Here is a 25386-nt window from a genome sequence, read left to right on the forward strand (position 1 = left end):
GATTTTAGATTTTAGATTTTAGATTTTAGATTTTAGATTTTACTATAAAAAAAGTGTTCGCTACGCGAACACTTTTTTTATGCTTTTATTTTTATCAGAATCAAACTTAAATTTTCTAATATCACTTATATGGTTTAAAATTTTAATTTATAAAGGAATGCAATAAAGGACAATTGTATTTTTTGAACGTTGGTGTTGTTTTGTAAATCGAATATAAATCAACCAACTCCTTCCCTGCTTTAAATGGATTTTTTGCTTCTTCTTCAGCTGAAACCATATTGGCATAATGACCGTAATAATTGCATTCAAAAATCATTAAACTGGCCATTGCTTTTTCGTTATTATTTTTAGATAATTTCAGGGCTTTTTCATAATACATTTTAGCCATCGTTAAGCTGTAGTAGTTACCTTTTTGATAGGTTTTCTCCAACTCAGAATTATCGCCATATACATAATCGATATACGATTCACCAGATGTCCAGTCGTAGGCGACCATCATCCAGGAATTTCCTAAATACGAAACATTAAAATAAGCATGCGCCAATTGTAAATTGCTCGAAGCTGTGTTTTGTTTTTTTAACTGAATGAGTTTGGCAATAAAATCTGCTTTGTTAAAGTGGTAATCAAATTTGCGTTCTTTGTCTTTTTGCAGAATTTTGGGTGTAAAAGGATTTTCATTCAAATAATCTTTAAATGCATAATTTTTATCCCAGAAATCTTTTGGCATAGACGAAAAGGTTTCATAAGCCAATTCCAGATTGTTGTTTCTAAAAGCAATTGTACCTTTTAAGTCTTTATAGTAATCAATATTAGATGTTACAGTTCCTGAGCAAATGTATTTCTCAAAAGGCGTTTTATCTTCTTTTTGCTGTAAAGCGATTAATTTATCGACATCTTGTGTTGTCGCAGTTCTGTCAAAATAACCTATGTAGCTGTAAAAGTAGGCATTATCGTAAGAAGAATATATCCCTTCACTTTTAATATCTGATTTCATCATTAATAATCCCGCAGTAACACGATCTCCTTGTTTAGCAAAATCGGCACTCGCAATTCGGTACAAACTATAAAGATTTTTAAATAAACCATAATCTGTTTCTACCAGACTTTCTACAGAATCAAAGTATTTAAAAAGTTGGTTTTGTACTTTTTCACTTTTCAGATCATCTTGTTTTAATGACACTAAAGCCAACTGAATATTTTTCTGCATTTGTATGGATGCATTGGCTTTGTCGGAAATCATATCAGTATATTTTTTCCCTAACGCAATATCATCATCCATAAAACAAAGCTGTGCAATTGCAGCTGTAATATACTCTTTTTGCTCTCCTGAAGTTTGTTCGCGAATAGCAATTAAGAAATATTCTAATGCTCTTAAATGCAGGATATCTTTGTTTAAATTTTCTTCTTTTGCTTTAGCATAATCTTCGTACCAATCTGTACCTTCAAATGTAACCGAAGGAGCTCCGTTGTTGGTGTATTGCGGCGTAAAAATCCAGTCTTCGAGTTTATTGACTTCTCTTCCTATCAAAAAACTCAAATTGATACTATTAGGACTTAGTCTGTAAACTTCTTCGATTGTTTTTAAATCCGGCGCGGGATTACGAAAACTTTCTATAGACAAAATAACACTTCGTTCTTCGTCGTTTTGGGCCAAAGCCAAAGTTTCCTGCGTTAATTTCCAGTTATAGTGCTGCAAAACAGCAAATGATTTTTCTTCGCAAGTGGCAAAAACTTTACTCAATAAATAATTTTGTAAAGCAAGGTTATCAATACATAAAGCTTTATAATACAAAGCCCACGGTTCTAAAATGGTATTTCTATTTTCGGCAAAATAGGTATCGTATAAACGAATTACTTCGTTTTTGTCCTGTGCGTAAAAACTATATCTTAAGATTAAAAAGGCGTATCGTTGTTTTAAAAAAGCATCTTTGGCTGTTTTTATTTTCTTTTCGAAATCACCTACATCAGCCAATTTATGATCTTTGCTGTTGTATCCTATCTGATTCCAGGATTCCCATTTTACATCGGCATTACTATTGTATTCTAACTTTTTGGCAAACAAAATATACTGTAAGAATGCTTTATTTTTTGAGAGTAACAAAGCATCGATAAAAGTATTTTTTTCGAATGCCTTTTTTAAAGTTTTATTTTCATAAGCCGTTTCAAATAATTCTCCATCTGTTTCGTACAAAATGGTATGCACATCTTTAGGATCAATCGTGTTCCCTAATTTTTTCTTCCATTCCAGACAATTCGATTCCTGATCGACACCGGAAACGGTATTGGTCGAATAGTAATAATCTGCTGAATAATAAAACGGTGTCAGTTTAAAAAAACCTTCCCGTTGTGCTTTAAACAACGCCAATCTACTGGTTTCTGGCGAAACGCTCCAACCGCAGGCAAAAGAAACCTGAAAGCATAAAACTAAAAGTACACTACTAAAAACTCTCATAATAGCCGGATATATTTTGGGTTCCATAATCGTTGATGTATTTTTTATCGAAAGAGAAAAATGTCACTTTGGTTTGATTGTCTATTTTGATTTTACGGGTAATAATTGAAATCATTTTTTCAAGTTCAGCTTCAGAGATTTTTTCAATTCTAATTTCATCGCCGTTTCTCAGATAGGTTTGTCCTATTAAAACATCATCTTGTAAAATGTATTTCGTATCTGATGTTTTCTTTAGTTTAATGCTATCATTTCTTAACTGATCATAATCGGATAAAATCCCTTTAAACTGATTTCCTCTAAAAACAACGGCCCAACTATACAACGGCAAAGCAATATCCAATTTTAATTTGTACTTATCGTGTGTAATATATTGCGCTAATTCTTCGCTGGTGGCTATCGAATTTTTAGTAGTAATGTCGTCTGGTTTTGCCAAATTATAGCACATTAATAAACCTTTATCTACTGGCGGAGTTCCGGCTTTCTCGGCATATTTATATTGCCAAAGTCTAATTGTTGCCGAGATTTTTGCTGTTGGAAAACCGCTCTTGATTTGTTTTAACAAATAAAAATAATTCTCTTTCGATTTTTCTGTCCAGTCACAATCGATTAAGATTTCTTTAAAATCAACTTTTAATTTCGCTAATTCGATCGATTTTACCGAGTCATAATTGATACGTTTATAGTTTTCCTGTTTGTAATAATCCTTTGGATATACAATTTCGTTTGCAATTTTATCTGCTTTGGTTTCATTCAGTCTCACCCCAATTTGCTGCACTCGTTTCGCGATTCTTGCGGCCAGACTATCCAATTGTTTTTTATTGGCTTGCAAAACAACTTCATTCGTAATAAAAATACTTGGCGTGATTTCAGGATTGCTGTCATTTAATCTAAAATCGTTTATTGTCGCCACCGGCAGAGGCTCTTTGGCATACGGATTCCAATCGATATCAAAAAAACGAATATACATATGCTGTATTTTCAAATCTTTTATCAAAGAATCCTCTTCTTTCTGAAAATACAAATTCGTTTTCCAATAACAAAACGATCTTACCACTTCATGTTCTTTCTCACAAGTTGCTCCGTTAAGTAACACAAAAAGTAAAATAAAAACGATATTCCTCATATTTTAATAATCCTTACAATTCAAATCAAAATTAACATTAATATAGGTAAGGATGTCGATTATTTATGAACAACTTCTACTTTGGATTCTTACCTTTGCAAAAAATTTATTTATGTCGAATATATATTTAGGATACCATTTTACGATTGAACCAAAAGAACCGGGTTCAGAAATTTTAATTGCTGAATTAGGCGAAAAAGCGTTTGAGACTTTTACAGAAACTGAAACAGGAATTTCGGCTTATGTAAAGAAAGATTTATGGGATGAGAATATCTTGGATGACATTTATATTTTAGAATCTGAAGAATTTAAAATTGAATATACGGTTGAAGAAATCGATCAGGTAAACTGGAACGAGGAATGGGAAAAGAATTTTGAAGCGATTGATGTAGACGGAAAATGCCATGTTCGCGCTCCTTTTCATGAAAAAACTGATGCTGAATTTGATATCGTAATCGAACCAAAAATGAGTTTTGGTACCGGTCATCACGAAACTACTCACATGATGATTCAGCATTTACTGGAAATGGATGTTAGAGGTCTTAAAACGCTTGATATGGGTTGCGGAACTGCAATTTTAGCTATTCTTGCCGAAATGAAAGGTGCTCAGCCAATTGATGCGATCGATATAGACAACTGGTGTTATTTGAATTCTATCGAAAATGCTGAACGCAATAATTGCAAACATATTACCGTTTACGAAGGCGATGCCGCTTTATTAGCCGGTAAAAGTTACGATTTGATCATTGCAAACATCAATCGTAATATTTTGTTGAATGATATGCAGGCTTATGTGGATTGTTTGAATAAAGGCGGTATTATATTGTTTAGCGGTTTTTATGAAGAAGACATTCCGTTTATTGATGCTTCATGCACAGAAAAAGGATTAACATATGTTAAAAAGTTTCAAAGAAACAACTGGGTTTCATTAAAATACGTAAATTAGATAGTTCATTTTCAATCTATAAACAACTCAGCAATTAAATAATTAGAGAATTCACGAAATCTGTACAAGTCTTATTTTAAAAAAATAAAGCCACAGACTAAGGGATTAAAAAGATTTTGTTTCTCGCAGATTTTATGGATTGAAGCAGATTCAATTCATTAAAATAATTTGCGTTAATCTTTTTAAATCTCCGTGAAATTTATATTCTTTAAGAATCTTTTTTAATCTTTGATAAACAAAAAATAATAATTACAAAAGTACAAAAACCTAAAAACATGAGTACTAAAGAAAAAGTAAGAGAAAGAGTTCGCGAAAAGGAAGCGACGGTTTTCAATAACGAAATCATTGTTTATAACGACGATGTAAACACTTTTGATCACGTAATTGATACTTTAATGCGTGTTTGCAGTCACACGCCTGAACAAGCAGAACAATGTTCCTTAATTGTACATTACAACGGAAAATGCACTGTAAAAACAGGGCCAATGGATAAACTAAAACCTCAATGTACACAACTTCTGGAAGCTGGACTAAGCGCCGAAATTGTTTAAATTGCCAATAATTTAAAAACGCATTCTATTTTGTTTTACACTAAAACTGAATAGAATGCGTTTTCATTTCAAACCATCTGAGATAAATGAGAATTATCGCATTTTTTATACTGCTTTTATTGCCTTTTATTTCAAAAGGCCAATCAAAATTTGAAGCTCTTCGAAAAAAACTAGTCGAAAATAAGACTTATGAATATGTTTATGATTTCGAAAATAATTATGCCGTATTTAGAACCTTCAAAGGAAAAATGGGACTAATTGATACTACAGGAAATGTTGTTATCAAACCAACCTACGAATACATTCATAATAAAGAAGAGCTTAAAAACTTATACGAAGTTGGTACCACAGTCAATAAAAAATTCAAACGTGGTTACATCGATTTGAAAGGAAACATCAGGATTCCGCTAGAATATGACGACGTTTATTTTCTAAGTAAAAATCTCATTAGAGTTTCTAAAAACAACAAAACTGGTGTAATCGATACCTTAAACAAATTAATTCTTCCTATAAAATTTGATTATATAAGAGATTATGCAGATGTTATTTATACTCAGAGCAATAACTTACTTGATCTTTTTGATTTTTCAGGAAAGCAAATCACGAATTTTAAAGCAAAAGATATTGATTATTTTACAAATAACAGAACTATTGTAACGCTTCAGAACAACAATAGTTTTATAATAGACAATTACGGAAAAATAATTTTAGATCCTATTAAAAATCATCGATTTGAAAAAGTTATCGACTCAGATTCTTATATTATTTTAAATACAATTTCTAATAAAAAAGGATTAATTAATTCTAAAGGTGATTATACAATAGCATGTAAATACGATGATATTACAAATTATAAATCATTTTTTATTGTTAAGGACAAAAGCAAGTTTGGGTTAGTAACAAAAAATGACTCTATACTAAAACCAGTTATTTATGACGGAATTTATCCTGTAAATTATAAAGAGGATAATCACTTTCAAAATCAATTATTGGCAAAGAAAGAAAATCTTGAAGGTATTATAAATCCTTTTTCAGAAAACGAGATTATCCCTATTCGATACAAAGATGTTGACGATTTTTCAGATTACTATATCGTAACTACTTTAGAAAATAAAAACGGGTTATTTTCTGAAAATGGCGATCGGATTATCAATGAAGATTATGAGTTTTACAACGTATCTCCAGACAAAATTTTTGCTACAAAAAACAATAAAAAATATCTTTTGACCATTACCGGGAAAACTTATTCTGAGATTGAAATTCCTGTAGATGAATTTGCAAAAAATGGTCCTTTCTCTAACGGATTTGCTAAAAGCAATTTTCAGATTTTTAAAAACGGAAATAAGTATGGCGTAATTAGCAATAAAAATGAAATCGTGGTTGCCTGTGAATACGATACAATTAAAAACATTTATTCGACCTCAGAATTTATTGTAAAAAAAGATAACAAATACGGTGTCGTAAAAGCCAAAAACGAGATTAAACTTGAGATCAAATACGATTCTTATCAAATCATAAAGGAATACATCAGGTTTGAAATTAAAAATCCAAAAACTAAAAAAGCTTATATGATAAACTATTCTTCAGATTATTAAATAAGAACATTCTGACTTGTTTTAAAAATCGTAATTCGATACGTTTTTTTTCTAAATGTTTAATTTACAAATAATTTAAAAAACATTCTATTTTATTCTATATTTGAACAAAATAGAATGTTTTTTTTATGGAAGAATATGGAAAGATATTGATTATCGCTACGCCTATTTTTTTAGTATTAATTATAATCGAAAAAATATACGGCATTTATAAAAAGGACGACACCGCTCCTTTGATCGATAGCGTATCAAGTATTAGTTCCGGAATTACCAATTCTGTAAAAGATGTTCTTGGATTAAGCCTGACTTTTATTTCTTATGAATGGATGGTTTCTAAAATTGCCATCTATCATTTAGAAGCCAATGTTCTCTCCTATTGTATTGCCTTTTTTGTCATCGATTTTTATGGCTACTGGAGTCATCGATGGGCTCATCAAATTAATCTTTTCTGGAATAAACATGCAATTCATCACAGCAGTGAAGAATTTAACCTTGCCTGCGCTTTGCGCCAGCCTATCGCGAGTCTGGTTAATTTATTTACTTTTTTATTGATTCCTGCCGCATTATTGGGTGTTCCTGCTACAGTAATTGCAATCACTTTGCCACTGCATTTGTTTTTGCAATTTTGGTACCATACCAAACACATCAAAAAAATGGGATTTCTTGAATATATTCTCGTTACTCCTTCCCATCATCGTGTGCATCACGCTATAAATCCGGAATATTTAGATAAGAACCATTCGCAGATTTTTATTTTCTGGGACAAACTTTTTGGTACTTTTCAGGCCGAATTAGATGATGTTCCGCCGGTATTTGGCATTACAAGACCTGCCAATACCTGGAACCCGATCCGGATTAATTTTCAGCATTTGAGTCTATTAATAAAAGATGCCTGGAGAGCCGAAAACTGGAAAGACAAACTCACCATCTGGTTTAAACCAACGGGTTGGCGACCTGAAAATTTTGATGAAAAATATCCTGTAAATAAAATCGATAACGTTTTTGATTTTGAAAAATACGGCACACAAAACTCGCAGCAATTAATTTACTGGTCTGTAGCGCAGGTTTTAATTACGCTTTTGTTTGTGACTTATTTATTTGATAATATTGCTACAATTGGGCTGCCCAATATTTTTATCTACGGCTTTTTTATTCTGGTAACTATTTATAGCTACACAGAGTTGATGGACAAAAGCAAATATGCCATTTTTTGGGAAGGTTTACGTTTGATAATTGCGATTGCAATTGTAGCGTATTATGGAGATTGGTTTGGCTTAAATCATAGTTTTTCTATGAGTAATTACATTATTTTAGGTTACCTAAGTTTGTCGTTTTTAATTTCGATATACTTTGTAACCATCGATTTCAGAAACCAAACAAACCAAATAATAAATTCATAAACCGCTTATGAAAAATGCTGCTTTTTTTAAAATTTATATCGCTTTTAGTATTCTATACCTCATCGTTTTGTTATCAGGACATGAAAATTTAGATTTGTTTTTAAAACCTGCTTTGATCCCTTTATTGGGTTTTGGAGTTTATTTTCATCGAAAATTCCCCTCCAGAAAGATACTGCTAACTGCTCTTTTATTTTCCTGGATTGGTGACGTTATTCTGCTTTTTGCTGACATAGCCGAAATCTATTTTATATTAGGATTGGTTTCCTTTTTAATCGCACATATCGCTTATTGTGTTCTTTTTAACAAACAAATCATAGGAGAAATTCAGATCAATAAAATCCTTTTTGGGATTGGAAGCCTTTTAATTGCTTTTTATCTAACAGCAATGATTTTGGTTTTAATGCCAAATCTGGGCGATTTAAAAATTCCTGTTATCGTCTATGCAGCTGTTATTTCGACTATGCTGTTATTTGCTTTTAATGGTTATTTAATCTGGAAAAAACCCGGGGCTTTATATATTTTTCTGGGAGCTGCATCGTTTGTTGCTTCAGATAGTATTTTGGCGTTTGATAAATTTCATGCACCTATCGAAAAAAGTTCTTTTTTTATTATGCTAACGTATCTTGTGGCACAATATCTGATTGTTGTGGGTATTATAAGACTGAATGCACAAAAATTAGATTAAAAAATAGCCCACGGATTTTAACGGGTAAAACTGATTTTCGCTGATTTTTTTATTTTTTGAATCGTAACAATTTGTAAACGAAATAGCTTGCAGATAAAACGAATTGAAAATTATTCTACAACGCAGATTTAGCTGATTTTTTGAATCTTTTTAATTCTGTAATCTGTGGCAAAAAATAAAAATTAGAGAAAATTCCTGAAATTTGGAGCAAAAAGAAAAAACACTTTTACATTTGTACTACCAATACCTTAAACCATGAAAAAAATAGCTCTTTATATCATTTTAATAATTACTGCAACTTCTTGTGTGAGTACGAGATCGACTTTGAAAAATGTTGATGATAATGCTCCGGATTTGGTTTTGAAGAAGAACAATACATTTGAAATAAAACTTTTTAGTACTGATAAAAAATACGGTTTCGATCCTGATTATCCGGTTAATATTTTCTTTAGAAATACGAAAGATGAAGCTATAAACGAAACTCGTTTTTTAAATGCTCTGGCCGGGCCAAGCGGAGAAAAAATTACTTATATCCGTTTAGAAACCTGTTGTCCTTTCCCTACCAAAAGAAGTGATATGGGGGCAGGATTTTTGAATGTTTATGAATTAAAATGGGAAGGACAAAAGAAACCTGTCAAATTATATTTGAACATTTATGAGAAAGGAATTTTGATGGTTCCGATGGGATTGAGTTTGAAGAAGGAGTAAATTTTACTATTCTAAAATGGTAAGAAAAATAATTCTACGTGTTCTGCTCTTCTTTTTATGCCTTTTTGTATTTATTGGCTGGACATTGTATTTAGTTGAAATTGAAGATCATTATGGTGATTTACAGGAAATCTATTTCGATTCAAAAACTGGCGATATCATCATCAATAAGCAAACGGAGGAATTTGGTATTATTTCGAAAAATTGGAAACGAGCTGATGTAATTACAAAGAAAAATGATACTTTGGATTTATATGATATAATTTATGTAAATCAAAAGGAAAATAAATATGAAGTTTTTAGAAGTAAAAAAGCGTTAAAAATAAACGAATTAAGTTTCGAAAAAATAGTAACATTAAAAAAGGATAATTCGTTACGAACTATCATAAAGAATTAAAAACAATCATTAAATCATGTACGGAACAGCTCCATTAATTTTAATTATTCTTCCATTATTATTTCAAATTATAGCTGGCAGAAAAGCAATTGGAGAAACTATATCTTTAAAATTCGGAACGGTTTGTTTGATTAGTTTTTTTTCGCAAATAGTGTTATCGATAATAGCTTTTTATGTTTCCTCTTATAATTTTAATAAATTTTTAGAACAAAATCCAAATTCCTTTAGATGTGGCATGGGGTTTCTTGGTTTCATTATGCTGTCTCTTCTGCTAACTTTTATTCTTGTAATCGTGATAATTGTTCAGTACAAAATCAAAAAATCTTATGAAAAGTAATTGTTTTTTGTAAGCTTATAACCACTATTGATTATCACTCTAATGCATAATTTAGGAGATATTCCTCCTTCGCTAGCGCGAGCGTCCCGCTCGTGCCCGCATGATTTAAATTGATTTTGATTATCGGCACGAGCGGGATGCTCGCGCTAGCAACAGAGAAATAAATTTGATATGAAATTACTATGATTAAAACCAAAACAGCTTTTATAATTTTTATAGCTTTAACTCTCATAATATTTCCTTATTATATTTTAATTCTGAGTATTGATTCTGATTTTTTAAATTCAATAATTCCAGGTTGGCATACTACTATTATTCCGATAAGTATAATTTCAAATCTGTTTAAATTCTTAGTTCTTATTATCGTTTCATTTTATTATTGGCGATTATCAAGAGTTGTAAATGAAATAGATTTAAAAAAATTTATAATTCATTTTTTACTGACGATTCCAGCAGTTTTAATTGCAAAATTGAATGTCTACGATTTTATTAGAACAGATTTATACAGTGCTAAAAGTTTTTTATCAGTAATTCAAACAGTTGTTTTTATTAATATTTTCTTTAATATTCTATTTTTTACCGGACAGGTTTTCTTTGGGATTTTTTATAAGAGAACCAATCGCTCACATCGGTGAAAATTAAGTTAAATTATATCTTTACTCCCATAAATGCCATAATTTTGATTGTATTGATAAAATGAAAAAAAAATAAAATGGAACAATTAAAAAACAATTATAAAATTGAAGCTCCGGGTTTCGATTTACAGCAATATTTAAAGAGAATTAAGTTTGAGGGAGAAATTCAATTGAATTTAGAAGGCATAAAAAAATTGATGCAAAGCCAGATATTTAGTGTGCCTTTTGAAAACATTGATGTGCAGGCAGGTAAAGCTATTTCCTTAATTGGTGATGATATTGTAAACCAAATTGTGACTAAAAATCGTGGCGGATATTGCTATCAAATCAATGGTATTTTTTCGTTAATGCTTCAGGAAATTGGTCTTCCGCATTATTATATTGCGGTTCGCCCTTTGGTTAATCCTGATCCGAATGCGAAAACTCATTTGGCAATAATTGCTACCATCGAAAACGAAGAATATCTAATTGATTTAGGGTTTGGCGGAAATAGTATCAGAGAGCCTTTAAAACTGAGTGAAATTGGAACTGAGATTCAGCATGATTGGGATACTTTTTCTTTGGTTAAAACAGATGAAAATGAGTTTTTATTGCAAATTCTGATCGGAAAAGAATGGACTAATTTATATTCGTTTGATTTGACTCCACAAAGATGGATCGATTTTAAACCTGCCAATTATTACAATTACTCGAATCCGGATTCTGTATTTACCCAAAAATTAATTGTGGTTTTGCAAAATCCGTCAGGCAAAAAAATATTATCAAAAAATTCGTTAAAATCAGTAACCAACGGGATTGCCGAAATCATCTCTTTTGAGGACAATCAACTGGATACTGTTTTGGAAACAGAATTTAATTTGAAGGTATAATTTGAAGTCTTTTGAGGAGATATTCCTCATCAAATCCCGTAATTCCACTACGAGTTTAGCCGTGATAGCAGCGAAAATCATTTTTTGAGAAACCCTATTTTTTCTGGTTTTTGCAGAGCGACCGGAGGAAGCTCCTGCAAAGACCAAGAAAAAAAGGGTTTAGAGAAAAATATTGCAGCGGATAGCGCGATTGGCTTCTTAAAATAATCTTAAATCTTCATCTCGTATTCATAAATCATGACTACCTTTGCACTGTCAAAAAATCATATTATGAACATACAACATATTCCACAAATTAAGCATACTGAAAGTGGTAACTTCTTTTTATTGGCGGGACCTTGCGCTATTGAAGGAGAAGAAATGGCTCTAAGAATTGCTGAAAAATTAGTTGGTATTACCGACAAACTTCAGATTCCTTATGTATTCAAGGGATCGTTTAAAAAAGCCAACCGTTCGAGAATTGATAGTTTCTCTGGAATTGGTGACGAAAAAGCATTGAAAATTTTAAGAAAAGTTTCGGAAACTTTTCATGTTCCTACTGTAACAGATATTCATACTAATGAAGATGCTGATATGGCGGCGCAATACGTTGACGTTTTGCAAATTCCGGCGTTCCTTGTTCGTCAGACTGATCTTGTTGTGGCTGCGGCTAATACTGGAAAAGTAGTGAACCTGAAAAAAGGACAATTTATGAGTCCGGAAAGCATGAAACACGCTGTACAAAAGGTTTTGGATTGCCAAAACGAAAATGTTATGGTTACAGATCGTGGTACTATGTTTGGTTACCAGGACATGATTGTTGATTTTAGAGGAATTCCTACTATGCAACAATATGCGTCTACGGTTCTTGATGTTACGCACTCGTTGCAACAACCTAACCAAACTGCCGGTGTTACGGGAGGAAGACCTGATATGATTGAAACTGTTGCCAAAGCGGGTATTGCTGTTGGGGTTGACGGTATTTTTATCGAAACTCATTTTGATCCTGCTAATGCAAAAAGTGATGGTGCTAACATGTTGCATTTAGACTATTTTGAAGGTTTAATGACGAAGTTGGTTGCCATTAGAAAAACAGTTAACTCATTTTAATTTTATAATACAAGTTCATTGAAAACAAATATTTTATTTTTCTTCTTGTTGTGTTTCTCTGTAAACACATTTGCTCAGGAAGAAATCGCAGTAGAAAGATATACGGCTCACAATAAGGGAAAATTTTTCGTTTCATGGGGAGGAAACAGAGAAAGTTATACTAAATCTGACGTAAATTTTAGAGGTAAGGATTACAACTTTACGGTAAATGATATGAAGGCGCATGATAAACCAAAAGGATATCATATTGATTATGTAAATCCGGCAAACATGACGATTCCGCAAACGAACTTTAGAATGGGATATTTCTTTAGCGATCATTACAGTGTTGCTATTGGTTGGGATCATATGAAGTATGTGATGACTCAGAATCAAATCGCTAATGTTACGGGTAATATTAATTTACCTGCTGATCAGGCTGGATCTTATTACAACGGAGATTATAATAATACTCCTGTAGATATGTCTCAGCATGGTGCTCAGGAAGGTGGTATTGCGGGTGGTACTCAGGGAAATCCTCCTGCTTTTTTAATGTACGAACATACAGATGGTTTAAACTACATTAATACTGAGGTTTCAAGACATGATGATATTTCGAAATTGTTTGGTATCACTAATACTGATAAGGTTCAGATTAATTTAACTGAGGGTTTAGGTGCAGGTTTATTATATCCTAAAACTAATACAACTCTTTTAGGAAAAGAACGCCATGATGATTTTCACATTTCCGGATATGGTTTATCTGCAAAAGCGGGAATTAACTTTACTTTCTTCAAGTATTTTTACTTGCAAGGTGAGCTAAAAGGTGGTTACATCAACATGCAGGATATTAAAACTACAAGAAGTAATGATGATAGCGCTTCGCAGGACTTTTTCTTTTTACAAAGAATTATTGCTGTGGGGGGAATCTTTAGAATCTAATATTTCTTAAAATTATATTTAAAAATAGTTATCATTTTGGTAACTATTTTTTTTTGCCTTTTATTTGTTGAGTAAGAAAAAAATCTCGCAAAGTCGCGGAGTCGCAAAGTTTTTTTGTTTCACGCAGATTTAGCAAATTATAGCAGATATAATTTAAAAATTTGCTATTTATAATTATCTGCGTGCATCTGCTTGAATCTTTTTAAAATCTGCGTGAAATATAATTTTACGATAAAATATCTTAAATCTAAAACATGAAAAAATCAAAATATCTTTTTCCCGTAATTACATTTTTATTGAGTTTTGGCTGTGCTTTATTTGTTGCCATGAAGGTTTTTCCGAACAATCCTTTTTCTAAGACAAAAAATAATACAGAAGCTTCTTTACAGAATAAAATTCAGGATGGTGATCTTATTTTTCAGACTTCGGAATCAAGTCAATGCGAAGCGGTTCGAATTGCTACGAATTCTAAGTTTTCGCATTGTGGGCTTATTTATAACGTAAACGGAAATTTGTTTGTCTTTGAAGCTGTTCAGCCGGTAAAACTAACAAAGCTTGAAGATTGGATTCAGCACGGAAAAGGTGCTAAATATCTTGTAAAAAGATTAAAAAATGCTGATGCTGTATTGACTCCCGCTACATTACAAAAAATGAAAGATTACAGTCAGGGTTTTATGGGCAAGGAATACGATGCTTATTTTGAATGGACGGACACGAGAATTTATTGCTCTGAACTGATCTGGAAAATTTATAAAAATGGTGCGGGTATTGAGTTATCAAAATTAAAGCAACTGAAGGATTTTAACTTAAGTGATGCCAGGGTTCAGAAAATTTTGAAGGAGAGATACGGAAAGGACATTCCGCTTGAGGAAAAAGTTGTTGCACCATCAGATTTAGTCGATTCTGATGTATTAAAAACCATTATAGATACTTATTAATTGCCTCTTAAAAATGAAGTGAAAAACATTTATAAGATTTTACTTCTGCCTTTTTTAAATTAAAAATGTTGTTCAACGAATTAAAGTGTTTTTAAACGAAAAACCCTTTGCAATGTTAAAAATATAACATTCGTGTAAAATTTTAATATTATTTTAGTAATGTAATTTCAAAATTAGGTTTAATCTATGAACCATAGCGCACCTAACCTTACTAAAAATACTGTTGATTTTTTCAATCAGTTTGAGGAGTTTTTTGATTCTTCGCCGGACTTATTATGTGTCTCCGGATTTGATGGATATTTTAAAAAAATAAATCCATCTGTATCAAAATTATTAGAATATAGCGAAGAGGAATTATTATCGAACCCCATAAACGATTTTGTTTTTGAAGATGACAGGATAAACACCTCTAATGCAAGAAAAAATCTAACCCGAAAAATTGGTCTATACAATTTTGAAAATCGCTATGTAACAAAAAGCGGCAATGTGGTTTGGTTATTATGGACATCTTTTCCTATACAAAAGGACAAAATTATTTTTGCAATTGCTAAAAATATTACGTTTAAAAAAGAGCTGGAGCAGGAACGAAATGCTCATTTAACAGAACTTACTAAAATAAATAACGAACTTAAACAGCTTACTTATACTACGGCTCATGATTTGAGATCTCCGGTAAATAATTTATTGGCTGTTTTTGATCTTTTGGATACTTCTACCATAACTGATCCTGAAACGCTTGAACTGATTTCGATTATTGAAATCGCAACATACAGCCTAAAAAAGACTTTAATTGATCATGTTGCTATTCTGGATAAAAAAAATGAAGAAGACAATCAATTGGAGTTATTGAATTTTGATGCTGTTTTAAAAGAGGTTTTGTTTTCGATCAACTCTTTAATTTATAACTCAAAAGCAAAAGTTACTATTGATTTTTCTGAGGTAGAAACGGTTCTCTTTAATAAAACTTCTTTGAAAAGTATTTTTCTGAATTTAATTACAAATTCAATTAAATACTCGAAACCCGGTTCTTTGCCTATTATTAATTTTAATTCACATCGTTTTAACGGAAGTACGCAACTGACCATTACAGACAACGGAATTGGTTTTGATATGGAAAAAGTAAAGGATAAGATTTTTGGGTTACATCAAAAATTTAATTCACGCAAAGACAGCAACGGTATTGGTTTGTATTTGGTTTACAATCATGTAACTAATCTTGGCGGGCATATTTGTCTGGAAAGCAAACTTAATGAGGGCGCAAAATTTACGATTACTTTTAAGGATTAAGGTGATATAAAAAAACCATTCGCGAAATGGAATGGCTTTTTTATATCAAACTGATTACCTAATATCAAAATTATCGTATATATTTTGATAAGTAGGCATATAATCTAAAAGTTCCTCAGGTTTAGAACAGAATGTTAATAGGTATAAATCTCTTCCTTTTATAAAATAATATTGAAGAATTGTCGCAAAGTATCCATTATCCAACATTGTCTTATAAACGATTTCTTGTCCTGTTAAACCATTTTTTAAGACTTTCCGGTTTGAAATAATTTCACTGCTAACACCAAATTTTTTATCTATTATTTTTTTTAGCATTTTTGGCTTAACATTCTCATAACCAATATCTTTAATTAACAAACCGATATTCTCTATAAAATTATCCTGTAAGGAACTTTTTTCACTCAGCAGCATAAATGAATTTTGAAGTGAATCCGTTTTTTTAAGATACCAATTTTCAGGAAACAGCAATGAATATTTTTTCTCACTAATATATAGTTTTCTATAAGCCTTTTCAGAATTTTGCTGACTAAACACAAGTGTAGCGTAAAGTAAAAAGACTATTTGAAAAACTATTTTCATTTTAAATCTAACTTTTCGTTGGCAGTATAATTCCGGTTTGGTCAATTAAATATATCAGTGAAGTCATTGTTGCTGCTCCCAGTTCCAGTTCTCTTTTATTAATGGCATCAAATTTATCGTTTGCTGCATGGTGATAATCGAAGTAACGTTGTGAATCTGGCATTAAACCCGCTTTTACAATCGTTTTAGACGTTAAATGTTCGATATCTGAGCCACTGTGCCCTTTTACAAAACTATTTACGAAATAAGGCTCGAATAGAGGTGCAAATTCCTGAATTTTTTTCAGGTTAGCATCATCTGCTTCAAGAGAAAAACCTCTGGGTGTAAATCCGCCTGAATCGCTTTCAAGGGCAAAAATATGGTTCTCGTTCTTTTGCTTTGCAACTTCTTCATATTTTGCTCCGCCTTTTCCGCCGTTTTCTTCATTCATAAACAAAACGACACGAATTGTATTTTTAGGTTTGTAGTTTAAGTTTTTAAGTATACGAACTACTTCCATACTTTGTACTACTCCTGCTCCATCATCGTGAGAACCATCGGCAAGATCCCACGAATCTAAATGTCCGCCCACTACCATTATGTTTTCAGGAGTTACTGTTCCTGTAAGTTCCCCAATTACGTTATGTGACAATACATCTGGTAACGTCTCGCAAGATTGTTTAAAATAAAATTTTAAAGCCGGATTTACTTTTAAGGATTTGCTCAACAATTCAGCTCCTTTTGTGCTAATTGCAGCAGCCGGGATATATTTGTCTTTTGGTAAATCGCCATAACTTTGATTTCCTGCATGAGGAAAATCGTCTAAACGCAAACTTAGTGAACGTACAATTGCTCCTACAGCTCCTAATTGTGCAGCTTCTTTTGCTCCTATTCTTCTTTGATCTCCTGCAGCGGAATAAGCATCAAAAGTGCCTACGTTTTCAGGATTCATTGGTCTGTTAAAAAATACAATTTTACCTTTTACTTTATCTCCTAAAGCCCTTAATTCATCTATACTTTTTACCTCAACAATTTCTGCTGTAAGCCCAGTTTTTGGAGTAGCAATTGAAGCTCCCAAAGCACAAATTGGCACGCTGGTTTTTATTTTTCCGTCTAAAATATAAGCTGTTTCTTTTTCGCCACGAACCCAATGCGGAACCATAACTTCCTGCAAATACACTTTATCAAGTCCTAATGTTTCAAGTTGTCTTTTTGTATATGCTACAGCTTCTTCGGCGCCTTTAGAACCTGACAAACGGCTTCCGATATCGTTAGATAAATATTCTAACCAGGTATAACATTTAGCTTCTGTCAAAGCTTTTTTATAGAATAATTTAATATTCTTTTCATCATTTGACTGTGCAAAAGATGTCAATCCGTTTAAAACCAAAGCAGTTAAAAGAATCGTTTTTTTCATAGGGTTTATGCGTTTTTGGGTTGTTACACAAAGGAACAAAATTCTTTAGAACTGCAGGAGTTTCTCCTGAACTATTCCCATAAAAAAAACTCTAATTACAAACCTTTTAGTTTATAATTAGAGTTTTTATGGTATTAATAAAATAAAACTATTTTACTTCTATAATCTTATTTTTTGTTCCAATTCCGTTCTCATTAAAAGCTTCGATTGTAAAGTAATACTTTGTTCCTTTGTCTAAACCTCTAAAATCATACGAATTATCGCCGTACACCATTATACTGTTGTATAGTTTATCAGGCGAAATTCCGTAATAGATATTGTATCCAATAGCATCCGCTTGCTTTTTCCATGAGATCATAGCATTTCTTGAATCAGTTTTATTTCGATCGACTTTAAACGAGTTAACTGCTTTTGGTTTTTCTAATAATCCATTTCCGAATACTCTGAAATCTGAGATCGCAAACAATCCTGATGCATTGTGAATGTTTTCCATTTTGATGTAACGTGCTTTTATCGATTTTGTCAACTCTACATAATCATGAGGAACATCTTTATCATTTTTGGATTTATCGACTACCAAAGTCCAGTTTTTAGCATCATCTGACATGTATATTTTATATTGATAATAAATATCCATTGCTTTATTAAACTGAGTCGCTTTATGGTCTGCGTAATTAATCTGCAATGCCTTAATTTCCATTGGTCGTCCTAAATCCATTTGAAGCCATTCTCCCGGATCAGCTGTTTTAGCAGACCAATAACTTTGAATATTTTCATCAGTTAAGTTTTCGGCACCATAACAGAATTTCTCGTATACTTTTTTACCGCCATTATCTACTCTATGAGTTTCTACTTCCATACATTCTTCAGAAGAAGAAACAGTTACCGGTTTTTTATACGAAAGTAACATCCATCCTGATGAAGCACCTTTTGTCTGATCACGTTCTTGTGTTGGCAATACAATTGGGAAATCGCCGTAAGAAGTGATAGAATACATGACATCATCTTTGTCAAAACCTGCCGGGAACATATCGATACGACGCTCAAAACGATCTTTTATCGAAATTTTACAAGTTCCGGTGTTCCAGTAATTACCGTAATTATCAGCAAAAGTATTTCCGTGTCCTGCTCCAATTACAAATCCGCCCGGTTTATACGACATCGGATTGTGTTTTTGATACTCAAAAGGCCCTAAAGGACTATTACCAACATGAACTCCGTTTGCATATCCTTTAAATTCAGTAGCCGGAGCGCCATATTGCATATAGTATTTTCCGTTGTGTTTGGTCATCCAGGCACCTTCTATAAAATCACCCCAAGGTGCAGGTTCCATATCGTTATTAGGTCCAAAACGTTCCCAACCATGATTTTTAGGATCAAGACCTACTACTTCTTTAATTTGTCCGTATGGTCGTTGAATGTCTTCTACTTCAGTTGCAGCGTAAAGTTTTGCATAATCTGCCTGATTTCCTACCGGCAACCATGTTTTATAATCTACTTCGGTACCTACTAGAGGCAATTTTCCGCTTGAACCGTAGTACATATACACTTTTTTATCATCATCCTGAAAAATGGCAGGATCCCAGGTTGGTAACATTGCTTTATCTACATGTCGTAACCATCTTCCTGATTTAGGATCGGCAGTTTTCCAGATTGGATGATCTTTTTTCCAGGTTGATCCTACATAAAATAATGTATCATTTACAACCCATGCAGCAGGAGCACATTGATCATCGTCACCTGGTTCTCTTTGAAAACTTCCGTAAACGAAATTCCAGTCTGACATATCTTTACTCCAAAAGAAACCTGCCTGATTGGTCGCAAATAAGTAATATTCATTTTTATAGGTAATAATTACGGGATCTGCGCTTGAACGACGGGATTCCGGGATTCTATTATGATTATAGGTAGTATAGTTGTACCCAATATTAATTGGGTTACAATAGGTTGATGCAGGTTTATTAGGATCAAACCATTCAGTTTTTCCAGGGATACTGGATTTTTGTGCCGAGATATTGATATTAAATCCTATCAAAAGCATCAAAAGCGATATAGACGATAGTTTATACATTTCTTTTATTTTTAGTTATTCGTTATAAGTTAAGGTTATGAGTTACTCTTAAACCTTAACTTATAACTCTTTATTTTTTATTCTTTATTCTTTCTTTCAATAATTCAGGTTCATTGGTCGTGATATAATCAAACTTGTTTTGAATGATCCAATCCATATCAGCAGCTTCATTAACTGTCCAGGCGTTTAGAATAATATTATTCTCTTTTGCTTCTTTAATCCATTCGGGATGTTTTTTAAAGAATGAATAATGATAATCGACACCATTTATATGGTCTGCTTTTACTTCTTTTGGAGATTTATTTCCTTCCAAATATTGCAAAACTGTTTTTTGATCTACCTTTCTAATTTCTTTTAGGATTTCGTAATCAAAACTAATGTAACAGGTATTTTTATCTGCCTTTAGTTTTTTGATCATTTCAACCGTTTTTAGCGCCGTTTCTTTTCCTCTTTCTTTGCTTATTTCCGAAGGTTTTATTTCGCATACCAAAAGAGTATATTTATTATTCCTTTTTCCTTCAACAATATATTCGTGCAGAGTTGGAAGCTTTTCTCCGTTAGAAAGTTTAAACTTGATTAAGTCAGCATAATTTGTTTCTTCGATAAGCAATTTATTATAATGCGCATCGTGATTGATTACTAATGAATCATCTGCGGTTCTCCAAACGTCAAATTCTGAACCCGGAAGTTTTAAGTCGATCGCATGCCTTAGGGATGCGATAGAATTTTCAGGTAAGTTATTTTTTTTCCATGCTCCGCGATGTGCTACGATAGCATTTTTCTGTGCATTACAAGAAGAGAAACCAACTATGATCAGCATTATAAGAAATGCGTAAAATGTTTTATTTGTATTCATTGTATAGAAATTAAGATTTGTATTTTTTAATTTTAACCATCGAATTTACTTACAAAATAGAGTTTGAAAGCTAAAAAAAAGCCCTCCGAACTAACAACGAAGGGCCAATCAATAATAAATAAACCAACTATTTAGTTAACTCAAAACTAACTTTCTTATCGGCATTTGAATTTCCACCAACGAAAACATCAAACTGTCCAGGTTCTGCTACAAATTGTAAATCAGAATTATAAAATTTTAAATCTTCAACTGTGATATCAAAAGTCACGGTTTGTTTTTCACCTTTTTTAAGTGTAATTTTTTGGAAATTTTTCAGTTCTCTAACTGGTCTTGTTACTGAACCAACTAAATCTCTGATATACAACTGAACTGTTTCTTTTCCATCATATTTTCCGGTATTTGCAACATCTACAGTTACTTTCAATTTTCCTGCAGCGTTCATTTTATCAGATGAAATTTTCAGGTTTGAATACTCAAAAGATGTATAACTTAAACCAAAACCAAATGGAAACAATGGCTCGTTTCTTTCGTCGATATAATTAGATCTGAATTTTTCAAATTTACCTTCTGTGTTAGAAAGTGGTCTTCCTGTATTCTTGTGTGCATAGTAAATTGGCAATTGACCAACGCTTCTAGGGAAAGTTGAAGTTAATTTTCCAGAAGGATTTACATCTCCAAACAATACATCAGCAATAGCATAACCTGCTTCACTACCTGCAAACCAAACATTCAAAATTGCAGGAACAGTTTCGTTTTCTTCTTTAATAACTAACGGACGTCCGTCGAATAAAACTAAAACAACTGGTTTTCCTGTTTTTAATAATGCATTTAATAAATCTTTTTGAGCTTGTGGAATTTCTAAATTTGTACGGCTGCTAGATTCTCCACTTAATTCTGCAGATTCTCCAAGAGCTGCAACAATCACATCAGATTGATTCGCTACTTTTAAAGCTTCGGCTAATAATTCTTCTTTTGAGCGACCATCACGGTGTAACGTTTTACCAAACATTGTAGCATTAGTTTCAAAAGTTTCATCGTAATCTAAATTACTTCCTTTTGCATATAATACTTTTGTAGAAGGTCCTGCTACTTCTTTGATTCCTGCTAATAATGAAATAGCATTTTCCATTTTTGTAGCCACACTCCATGTTCCTGGCATATTCTCTTTAGCATCAGCCAATGGCCCGATCAAAGCAATAGTTCCAGATTTTTTAAGTGGCAATACCTGACCTTGATTTTTTAGTAAAACCAATGATTGTGCAGAAATTGATCTTGCTTCTTTTCTGCTGCTTGCAGTAAAGATTTCAGTTTTTGCTCTGTTGGCATCACAGTATTTGTACGGATCCTGGAACAATCCTAAATCATATTTAGCTTCCAAAATAAGTTTAACAGCATTATCAATGGTTTCGATCGTTACTTTTTTCTCCTCTAATGACTTTTCCAAAGTTCCTAAGAAACCTTCTCCAACCATATCCATTTCAACACCTGCATTCAAAGACTGAGCAGATACTGCTTGTAAATCTCCCATACCGTGTTCGATCATTTCAGGAATTCCTGTAAAATCAGTTACTACGAAACCTTTAAAACCCCATTGTTTTCTTAAAACATCAGTCATTAACCATTTGTTTCCAGTTGCAGGAATTCCATCAACTTCGTTAAAAGAAGCCATAACAGATCCTACTCCGGCATCAACAGCTGCTTTGTAAGGAGGGAAATAATCATTAAACATTCTGATATGACTCATATCAACTGTGTTATAATCACGACCACCTTCAGGAGCACCATATAAAGCGAAGTGTTTTACACACGCCATGATAGAATTATTTTTTGAAAGATCGTGTTGTTGGTATCCGTTTACCATTGCAGTTGCAATTCGGCTTCCTAAGTACGGGTCTTCACCAGAACCTTCAGAAACTCTTCCCCAACGTGGATCACGAGAAACATCAACCATAGGAGAGAATGTCCAGTTGATACCATCGGCACTTGCTTCCTGAGCTGCAATCTGAGCACTTCTTTCGATCAATCCCATATCCCATGTACAAGATAATCCTAACGGAATTGGGAATGTTGTTTCGTAACCGTGAATAACATCCATTCCAAAAATCAATGGAATTTTTAAACGGCTTTTTTCAACAGCAATTTTTTGAACTTCTCTAATTTTTTGAACAGATTTAATATTGAATAAACCTCCAACTTTACCTTCAGCAATTTTTGTAGCCACGTCAGAACTGTTTGCTTGTCCTGTAGTAATATCTCCAGAAGTTGGTAAATTAAGCTGACCTAATTTTTCATCTAATGTCATTTTCGACATTAATTCAGCTACAAACTCTGACCTTGGTTTAATTTTTACTGTATTTTTAGTATTCTTTTTCTGGGCATAACCCAAAACAGCACATCCTAAAAATAGTAAGACTAATTTGTTTTTCATTCTATTATATTTATTTGTTCGTATTCATTTTCATTTGTTTAAACATCCAGTCATAAATTTCCTGATTGTCATAAACTCTCGACCAGCTATCGTGGCCTGCATCATCAAAAATGGTTAATTGTACATCTTTGGCATTGCACTTTTTTAATTCTTTGTAAATGGTGATCGCATAATCTACCTTTACTACATCATCCAATAATCCGTGAAAAATTCTGGTTGGGATATTCGCAATTTTACAAGCACTTTCTAATTCAATCAAATCAACAAAACCTGAAATAGGTACAATTGCCGCAAACTTATCCGGATATGACAATGCTAAATTCCATGCTGCCCAACCTCCGGAACTTAAACCAGTAATATATATTCTGTCAGGATCTATTTTGTTCTCTTTTTGAATTTTTAAAATCAATTCATTAATCGATTCAATATTCCAATTTTCATCTTCTTTGCATTGAGGAGCTAAAACATAAGCATCTAATTGATGTGTTTTCAGATACTTTAAAGGTCCATTAATTTTTACTTTTTCAATGTCTGTTCCTTTTTCTCCATCACCCGAAATAAAAACTATTAATGGTTTTTTATCTTTTGTATTGGCCGGTTTGTGTAATGCGTAACCCAATTCATATTTGGTTACTTGTACTGTTTTTATTTTTCCGGTTGTTTCGCTTTGCGCAAAACCCATTACAGAAAATAATATCGCTACTAATGCTATTTTAAATTTCATTCGAAATGCTATTGAATTCCGTATTTCCCGGATTTGAAACCAAGTTTAACTAAGCCTTGTTTTACTTCTGGTGCATTCATGAATAATTTCCATAACAATCCAGTACGGTAATTTTCAATCATTACTACTTCTGGTCCCTGATCAATTGCTAAATAACGTTTTGCAACCCAATTATCATTTTGTAAACTCAAAGCATCATAAAAACCAGCTTCTCCCCAAGTTTTATCTTTATGATTGTCATAAAGATTTCTTATAAGTGCCATAGATTCTTTTGGCGTATATACAATTGAGCTTATTGCCGCTGTTGGTGATATAACTCCTACATCATTTGTTGGGAAATGTGCATTATACCCGATTGATCCGTCAGGATTTCTTGAATAAGATGCTGATAATCCCCAATAATCTGGTCCGTAACCTTCAAATTTCTTTGGATTTTCAACACAATATTCATAATCTATTTTTGTTTGGTTCACATTCAAATCCCAATAATTTGCATATTTATCAGTCAATTGATTTGGATCTAAACCAACATAAGAATAATGTGCCCAGAATAATGGTCCACCATACTCTTCAGCTCCATTATGTTTTAAGATTAATGGAATATTATATTTTGTTTTAGAAGAAACAATTCCGCCACTTCTCGCCCATCCTTCATGATATGCTTTTGCATCAATTGAATGTGTTGGCGAAGATGCTGCCAAAACATAAGTTATCAAACACTCATTATACCCTTCTAAAGGAAAATTCATTTGCCACGCATAAGAAGGCGACCAGTGCCAGTATAATACATTTTTATTATTGGTGTACCATTGCCAGTCAACACCTTTCCAAAGTGCATCATATTTTTGAGCAACAGCTTTTTCGTTCTCAGAACCATCTTTAAGATATTCACGAACTGTAATCATTCCCGCAACCAAAAATGAAGTTTCGACTAAATCTCCACCATTATCCTTGGTTCCAAAAGGCTTTACTTTTCCTGTATTTCCGTCAATCCAGTGTGACCATGCTCCGTGAAAACGATCTGCTTTGCCTAAAAAGTCTGCAATTTTGTTTAGTCGTTCAACTCCTTGCTCTTTGGTAATATAACCTTGAGACATACCTGAAACTAAAGCCATTAATCCGAAACCTGAACCTCCTGTTGTTACGATGTTAGCATCATTTTCAGGATAAACTCCATCTGGATGATAACGTTCTCTTGCTAATCCGGAATTTGGCTCCGCGTAATCCCAAAAATATTTAAACGTTTGTTTTTGAACTGTTGATAGAAGTTCTTCATCTGTTAATTTTACAGCAACTGCATTCTCTTTTTCATTTTCTTTTGATTTCTCAGAATTGGATCCGCAACCAAAAAGACTAAAAACTAATAATAAAACTGAAATTCTAACCATTATAAAAAATT

Annotated in this window: 22 protein-coding genes; 13 read left to right on the forward strand and 9 right to left on the reverse strand. The window is 32.5% G+C overall.

Annotated features, from left to right (window positions below; all coding sequences use genetic code 11):
• Positions 1-142: 142 nt before the first annotated feature.
• Together ACIDC4_RS21675 and ACIDC4_RS21680 are read right to left on the reverse strand one after the other, a co-directional pair.
• Positions 143-2479, reverse strand: a complete 2337-nt coding sequence (locus ACIDC4_RS21675; protein ID WP_412045013.1) for a hypothetical protein — start codon at positions 2477-2479, stop codon at positions 143-145.
• Positions 2439-3575 carry a hypothetical protein gene (locus ACIDC4_RS21680; protein WP_412045012.1) on the reverse strand — a complete coding sequence of 379 codons (1137 nt, stop codon included), beginning with the start codon at positions 3573-3575 and terminating at the stop codon, positions 2439-2441. Before ACIDC4_RS21680 ends, ACIDC4_RS21675 begins: the two co-directional genes overlap by 41 nt.
• 112 nt (positions 3576-3687) lie before the next feature.
• Between ACIDC4_RS21680 and prmA the strand changes: the two genes are divergently transcribed.
• The 13 genes from prmA to ACIDC4_RS21745 all read left to right on the forward strand — a co-directional run bounded on the left by prmA (position 3688) and on the right by ACIDC4_RS21745 (position 15933).
• Positions 3688-4521: a 50S ribosomal protein L11 methyltransferase gene (gene prmA, locus ACIDC4_RS21685; protein ID WP_230037281.1), complete on the forward strand. Its 834-nt coding sequence runs from the start codon at positions 3688-3690 to the stop codon at positions 4519-4521.
• Positions 4522-4796: 275 nt separating this feature from the next.
• Entirely contained in the window at positions 4797-5072 is a 276-nt protein-coding gene (locus ACIDC4_RS21690) for an ATP-dependent Clp protease adaptor ClpS (RefSeq protein ID WP_230037279.1), read from the forward strand.
• A gap of 86 nt (positions 5073-5158) precedes the next feature.
• The gene (locus ACIDC4_RS21695) at positions 5159-6667 is read left to right on the forward strand and encodes a WG repeat-containing protein (RefSeq protein WP_412045011.1); all 1509 of its coding nucleotides are present in this window, start codon (positions 5159-5161) and stop codon (positions 6665-6667) included.
• A gap of 128 nt (positions 6668-6795) precedes the next feature.
• Complete coding sequence (locus ACIDC4_RS21700) at positions 6796-8067, forward strand: sterol desaturase family protein (protein WP_412045010.1); 1272 nt, start codon at positions 6796-6798, stop codon at positions 8065-8067.
• A gap of 7 nt (positions 8068-8074) precedes the next feature.
• Positions 8075-8752: a lysoplasmalogenase gene (locus ACIDC4_RS21705; RefSeq protein WP_412045009.1), complete on the forward strand. Its 678-nt coding sequence runs from the start codon at positions 8075-8077 to the stop codon at positions 8750-8752.
• A 255-nt stretch (positions 8753-9007) separates the two neighbouring features.
• On the forward strand, positions 9008-9460 hold the full coding sequence (locus ACIDC4_RS21710) for a 2-dehydro-3-deoxyphosphooctonate aldolase (RefSeq protein ID WP_412045008.1): 453 nt from the start codon (positions 9008-9010) through the stop codon (positions 9458-9460).
• A gap of 16 nt (positions 9461-9476) precedes the next feature.
• The gene (locus ACIDC4_RS21715) at positions 9477-9857 is read left to right on the forward strand and encodes a hypothetical protein (RefSeq protein WP_412045007.1); all 381 of its coding nucleotides are present in this window, start codon (positions 9477-9479) and stop codon (positions 9855-9857) included.
• Between the two features lie 16 nt (positions 9858-9873).
• On the forward strand, positions 9874-10194 hold the full coding sequence (locus ACIDC4_RS21720) for a hypothetical protein (protein ID WP_412045006.1): 321 nt from the start codon (positions 9874-9876) through the stop codon (positions 10192-10194).
• Between the two features lie 712 nt (positions 10195-10906).
• Positions 10907-11698: an arylamine N-acetyltransferase family protein gene (locus tag ACIDC4_RS21725; RefSeq protein ID WP_412045005.1), complete on the forward strand. Its 792-nt coding sequence runs from the start codon at positions 10907-10909 to the stop codon at positions 11696-11698.
• A gap of 270 nt (positions 11699-11968) precedes the next feature.
• A complete protein-coding gene (kdsA, locus tag ACIDC4_RS21730; protein ID WP_055097995.1) occupies positions 11969-12787 on the forward strand; it encodes a 3-deoxy-8-phosphooctulonate synthase in 819 nt (272 codons plus the stop codon).
• An 18-nt stretch (positions 12788-12805) separates the two neighbouring features.
• The gene (locus tag ACIDC4_RS21735) at positions 12806-13708 is read left to right on the forward strand and encodes a hypothetical protein (RefSeq protein WP_412045004.1); all 903 of its coding nucleotides are present in this window, start codon (positions 12806-12808) and stop codon (positions 13706-13708) included.
• Positions 13709-13962: 254 nt separating this feature from the next.
• On the forward strand, positions 13963-14646 hold the full coding sequence (locus ACIDC4_RS21740) for a YiiX family permuted papain-like enzyme (protein WP_412045003.1): 684 nt from the start codon (positions 13963-13965) through the stop codon (positions 14644-14646).
• Positions 14647-14832: 186 nt separating this feature from the next.
• A complete protein-coding gene (locus ACIDC4_RS21745; protein ID WP_412045002.1) occupies positions 14833-15933 on the forward strand; it encodes a PAS domain-containing sensor histidine kinase in 1101 nt (366 codons plus the stop codon).
• Positions 15934-15987: 54 nt separating this feature from the next.
• Here ACIDC4_RS21745 and ACIDC4_RS21750 read toward each other — a convergent pair whose 3' ends face one another.
• The 7 genes from ACIDC4_RS21750 to ACIDC4_RS21780 all read right to left on the reverse strand — a co-directional run bounded on the left by ACIDC4_RS21750 (position 15988) and on the right by ACIDC4_RS21780 (position 25375).
• The gene (locus ACIDC4_RS21750) at positions 15988-16512 is read right to left on the reverse strand and encodes a PsbP-related protein (RefSeq protein WP_412045001.1); all 525 of its coding nucleotides are present in this window, start codon (positions 16510-16512) and stop codon (positions 15988-15990) included.
• A 7-nt stretch (positions 16513-16519) separates the two neighbouring features.
• The gene (locus ACIDC4_RS21755; protein ID WP_412045000.1) at positions 16520-17908 is read right to left on the reverse strand and encodes a M20/M25/M40 family metallo-hydrolase; all 1389 of its coding nucleotides are present in this window, start codon (positions 17906-17908) and stop codon (positions 16520-16522) included.
• 148 nt (positions 17909-18056) lie between these two features.
• Entirely contained in the window at positions 18057-19979 is a 1923-nt protein-coding gene (locus tag ACIDC4_RS21760; RefSeq protein ID WP_412044999.1) for a discoidin domain-containing protein, read from the reverse strand.
• 70 nt (positions 19980-20049) lie between these two features.
• The gene (locus ACIDC4_RS21765; protein WP_412044998.1) at positions 20050-20835 is read right to left on the reverse strand and encodes a glycerophosphodiester phosphodiesterase family protein; all 786 of its coding nucleotides are present in this window, start codon (positions 20833-20835) and stop codon (positions 20050-20052) included.
• Positions 20836-20962: 127 nt separating this feature from the next.
• Complete coding sequence (gene bglX, locus ACIDC4_RS21770; RefSeq protein WP_412044997.1) at positions 20963-23263, reverse strand: beta-glucosidase BglX; 2301 nt, start codon at positions 23261-23263, stop codon at positions 20963-20965.
• 10 nt (positions 23264-23273) lie between these two features.
• Positions 23274-23987 (reverse strand): carboxylesterase family protein, encoded by a 714-nt coding sequence (locus ACIDC4_RS21775; RefSeq protein WP_412044996.1) that lies wholly within the window; start codon positions 23985-23987, stop codon positions 23274-23276.
• A gap of 8 nt (positions 23988-23995) precedes the next feature.
• Complete coding sequence (locus ACIDC4_RS21780) at positions 23996-25375, reverse strand: glucoamylase family protein (protein WP_412044995.1); 1380 nt, start codon at positions 25373-25375, stop codon at positions 23996-23998.
• Between the last annotated feature and the right edge of the window lie 11 nt (positions 25376-25386).

The sequence above is a fragment of the Flavobacterium sp. C3NV genome, from assembly GCF_046825355.2.
GTDB lineage: Bacteria > Bacteroidota > Bacteroidia > Flavobacteriales > Flavobacteriaceae > Flavobacterium.

What these genes read in the sequence shown, in the direction of transcription:
- ACIDC4_RS21740 (WP_412045003.1), top strand. Translation starts at nt 13,963, where the DNA reads ATGAAAAAATCAAAATATCTTTTTCCCGTAATTACATTTTTATTGAGT.
- ACIDC4_RS21675 (WP_412045013.1), bottom strand. Translation starts at nt 2,479, where the DNA reads ATGGAACCCAAAATATATCCGGCTATTATGAGAGTTTTTAGTAGTGTA.
- ACIDC4_RS21720 (WP_412045006.1), top strand. Translation starts at nt 9,874, where the DNA reads ATGTACGGAACAGCTCCATTAATTTTAATTATTCTTCCATTATTATTT.
- ACIDC4_RS21695 (WP_412045011.1), top strand. Translation starts at nt 5,159, where the DNA reads ATGAGAATTATCGCATTTTTTATACTGCTTTTATTGCCTTTTATTTCA.
- ACIDC4_RS21680 (WP_412045012.1), bottom strand. Translation starts at nt 3,575, where the DNA reads ATGAGGAATATCGTTTTTATTTTACTTTTTGTGTTACTTAACGGAGCA.
- ACIDC4_RS21710 (WP_412045008.1), top strand. Translation starts at nt 9,008, where the DNA reads ATGAAAAAAATAGCTCTTTATATCATTTTAATAATTACTGCAACTTCT.
- ACIDC4_RS21780 (WP_412044995.1), bottom strand. Translation starts at nt 25,375, where the DNA reads ATGGTTAGAATTTCAGTTTTATTATTAGTTTTTAGTCTTTTTGGTTGC.
- ACIDC4_RS21775 (WP_412044996.1), bottom strand. Translation starts at nt 23,987, where the DNA reads ATGAAATTTAAAATAGCATTAGTAGCGATATTATTTTCTGTAATGGGT.
- prmA (WP_230037281.1), top strand. Translation starts at nt 3,688, where the DNA reads ATGTCGAATATATATTTAGGATACCATTTTACGATTGAACCAAAAGAA.
- ACIDC4_RS21760 (WP_412044999.1), bottom strand. Translation starts at nt 19,979, where the DNA reads ATGTATAAACTATCGTCTATATCGCTTTTGATGCTTTTGATAGGATTT.
- ACIDC4_RS21755 (WP_412045000.1), bottom strand. Translation starts at nt 17,908, where the DNA reads ATGAAAAAAACGATTCTTTTAACTGCTTTGGTTTTAAACGGATTGACA.
- ACIDC4_RS21690 (WP_230037279.1), top strand. Translation starts at nt 4,797, where the DNA reads ATGAGTACTAAAGAAAAAGTAAGAGAAAGAGTTCGCGAAAAGGAAGCG.
- ACIDC4_RS21700 (WP_412045010.1), top strand. Translation starts at nt 6,796, where the DNA reads ATGGAAGAATATGGAAAGATATTGATTATCGCTACGCCTATTTTTTTA.
- ACIDC4_RS21765 (WP_412044998.1), bottom strand. Translation starts at nt 20,835, where the DNA reads ATGAATACAAATAAAACATTTTACGCATTTCTTATAATGCTGATCATA.
- ACIDC4_RS21725 (WP_412045005.1), top strand. Translation starts at nt 10,907, where the DNA reads ATGGAACAATTAAAAAACAATTATAAAATTGAAGCTCCGGGTTTCGAT.
- ACIDC4_RS21705 (WP_412045009.1), top strand. Translation starts at nt 8,075, where the DNA reads ATGAAAAATGCTGCTTTTTTTAAAATTTATATCGCTTTTAGTATTCTA.
- ACIDC4_RS21750 (WP_412045001.1), bottom strand. Translation starts at nt 16,512, where the DNA reads ATGAAAATAGTTTTTCAAATAGTCTTTTTACTTTACGCTACACTTGTG.
- ACIDC4_RS21745 (WP_412045002.1), top strand. Translation starts at nt 14,833, where the DNA reads ATGAACCATAGCGCACCTAACCTTACTAAAAATACTGTTGATTTTTTC.
- bglX (WP_412044997.1), bottom strand. Translation starts at nt 23,263, where the DNA reads ATGAAAAACAAATTAGTCTTACTATTTTTAGGATGTGCTGTTTTGGGT.
- kdsA (WP_055097995.1), top strand. Translation starts at nt 11,969, where the DNA reads ATGAACATACAACATATTCCACAAATTAAGCATACTGAAAGTGGTAAC.
- ACIDC4_RS21715 (WP_412045007.1), top strand. Translation starts at nt 9,477, where the DNA reads ATGGTAAGAAAAATAATTCTACGTGTTCTGCTCTTCTTTTTATGCCTT.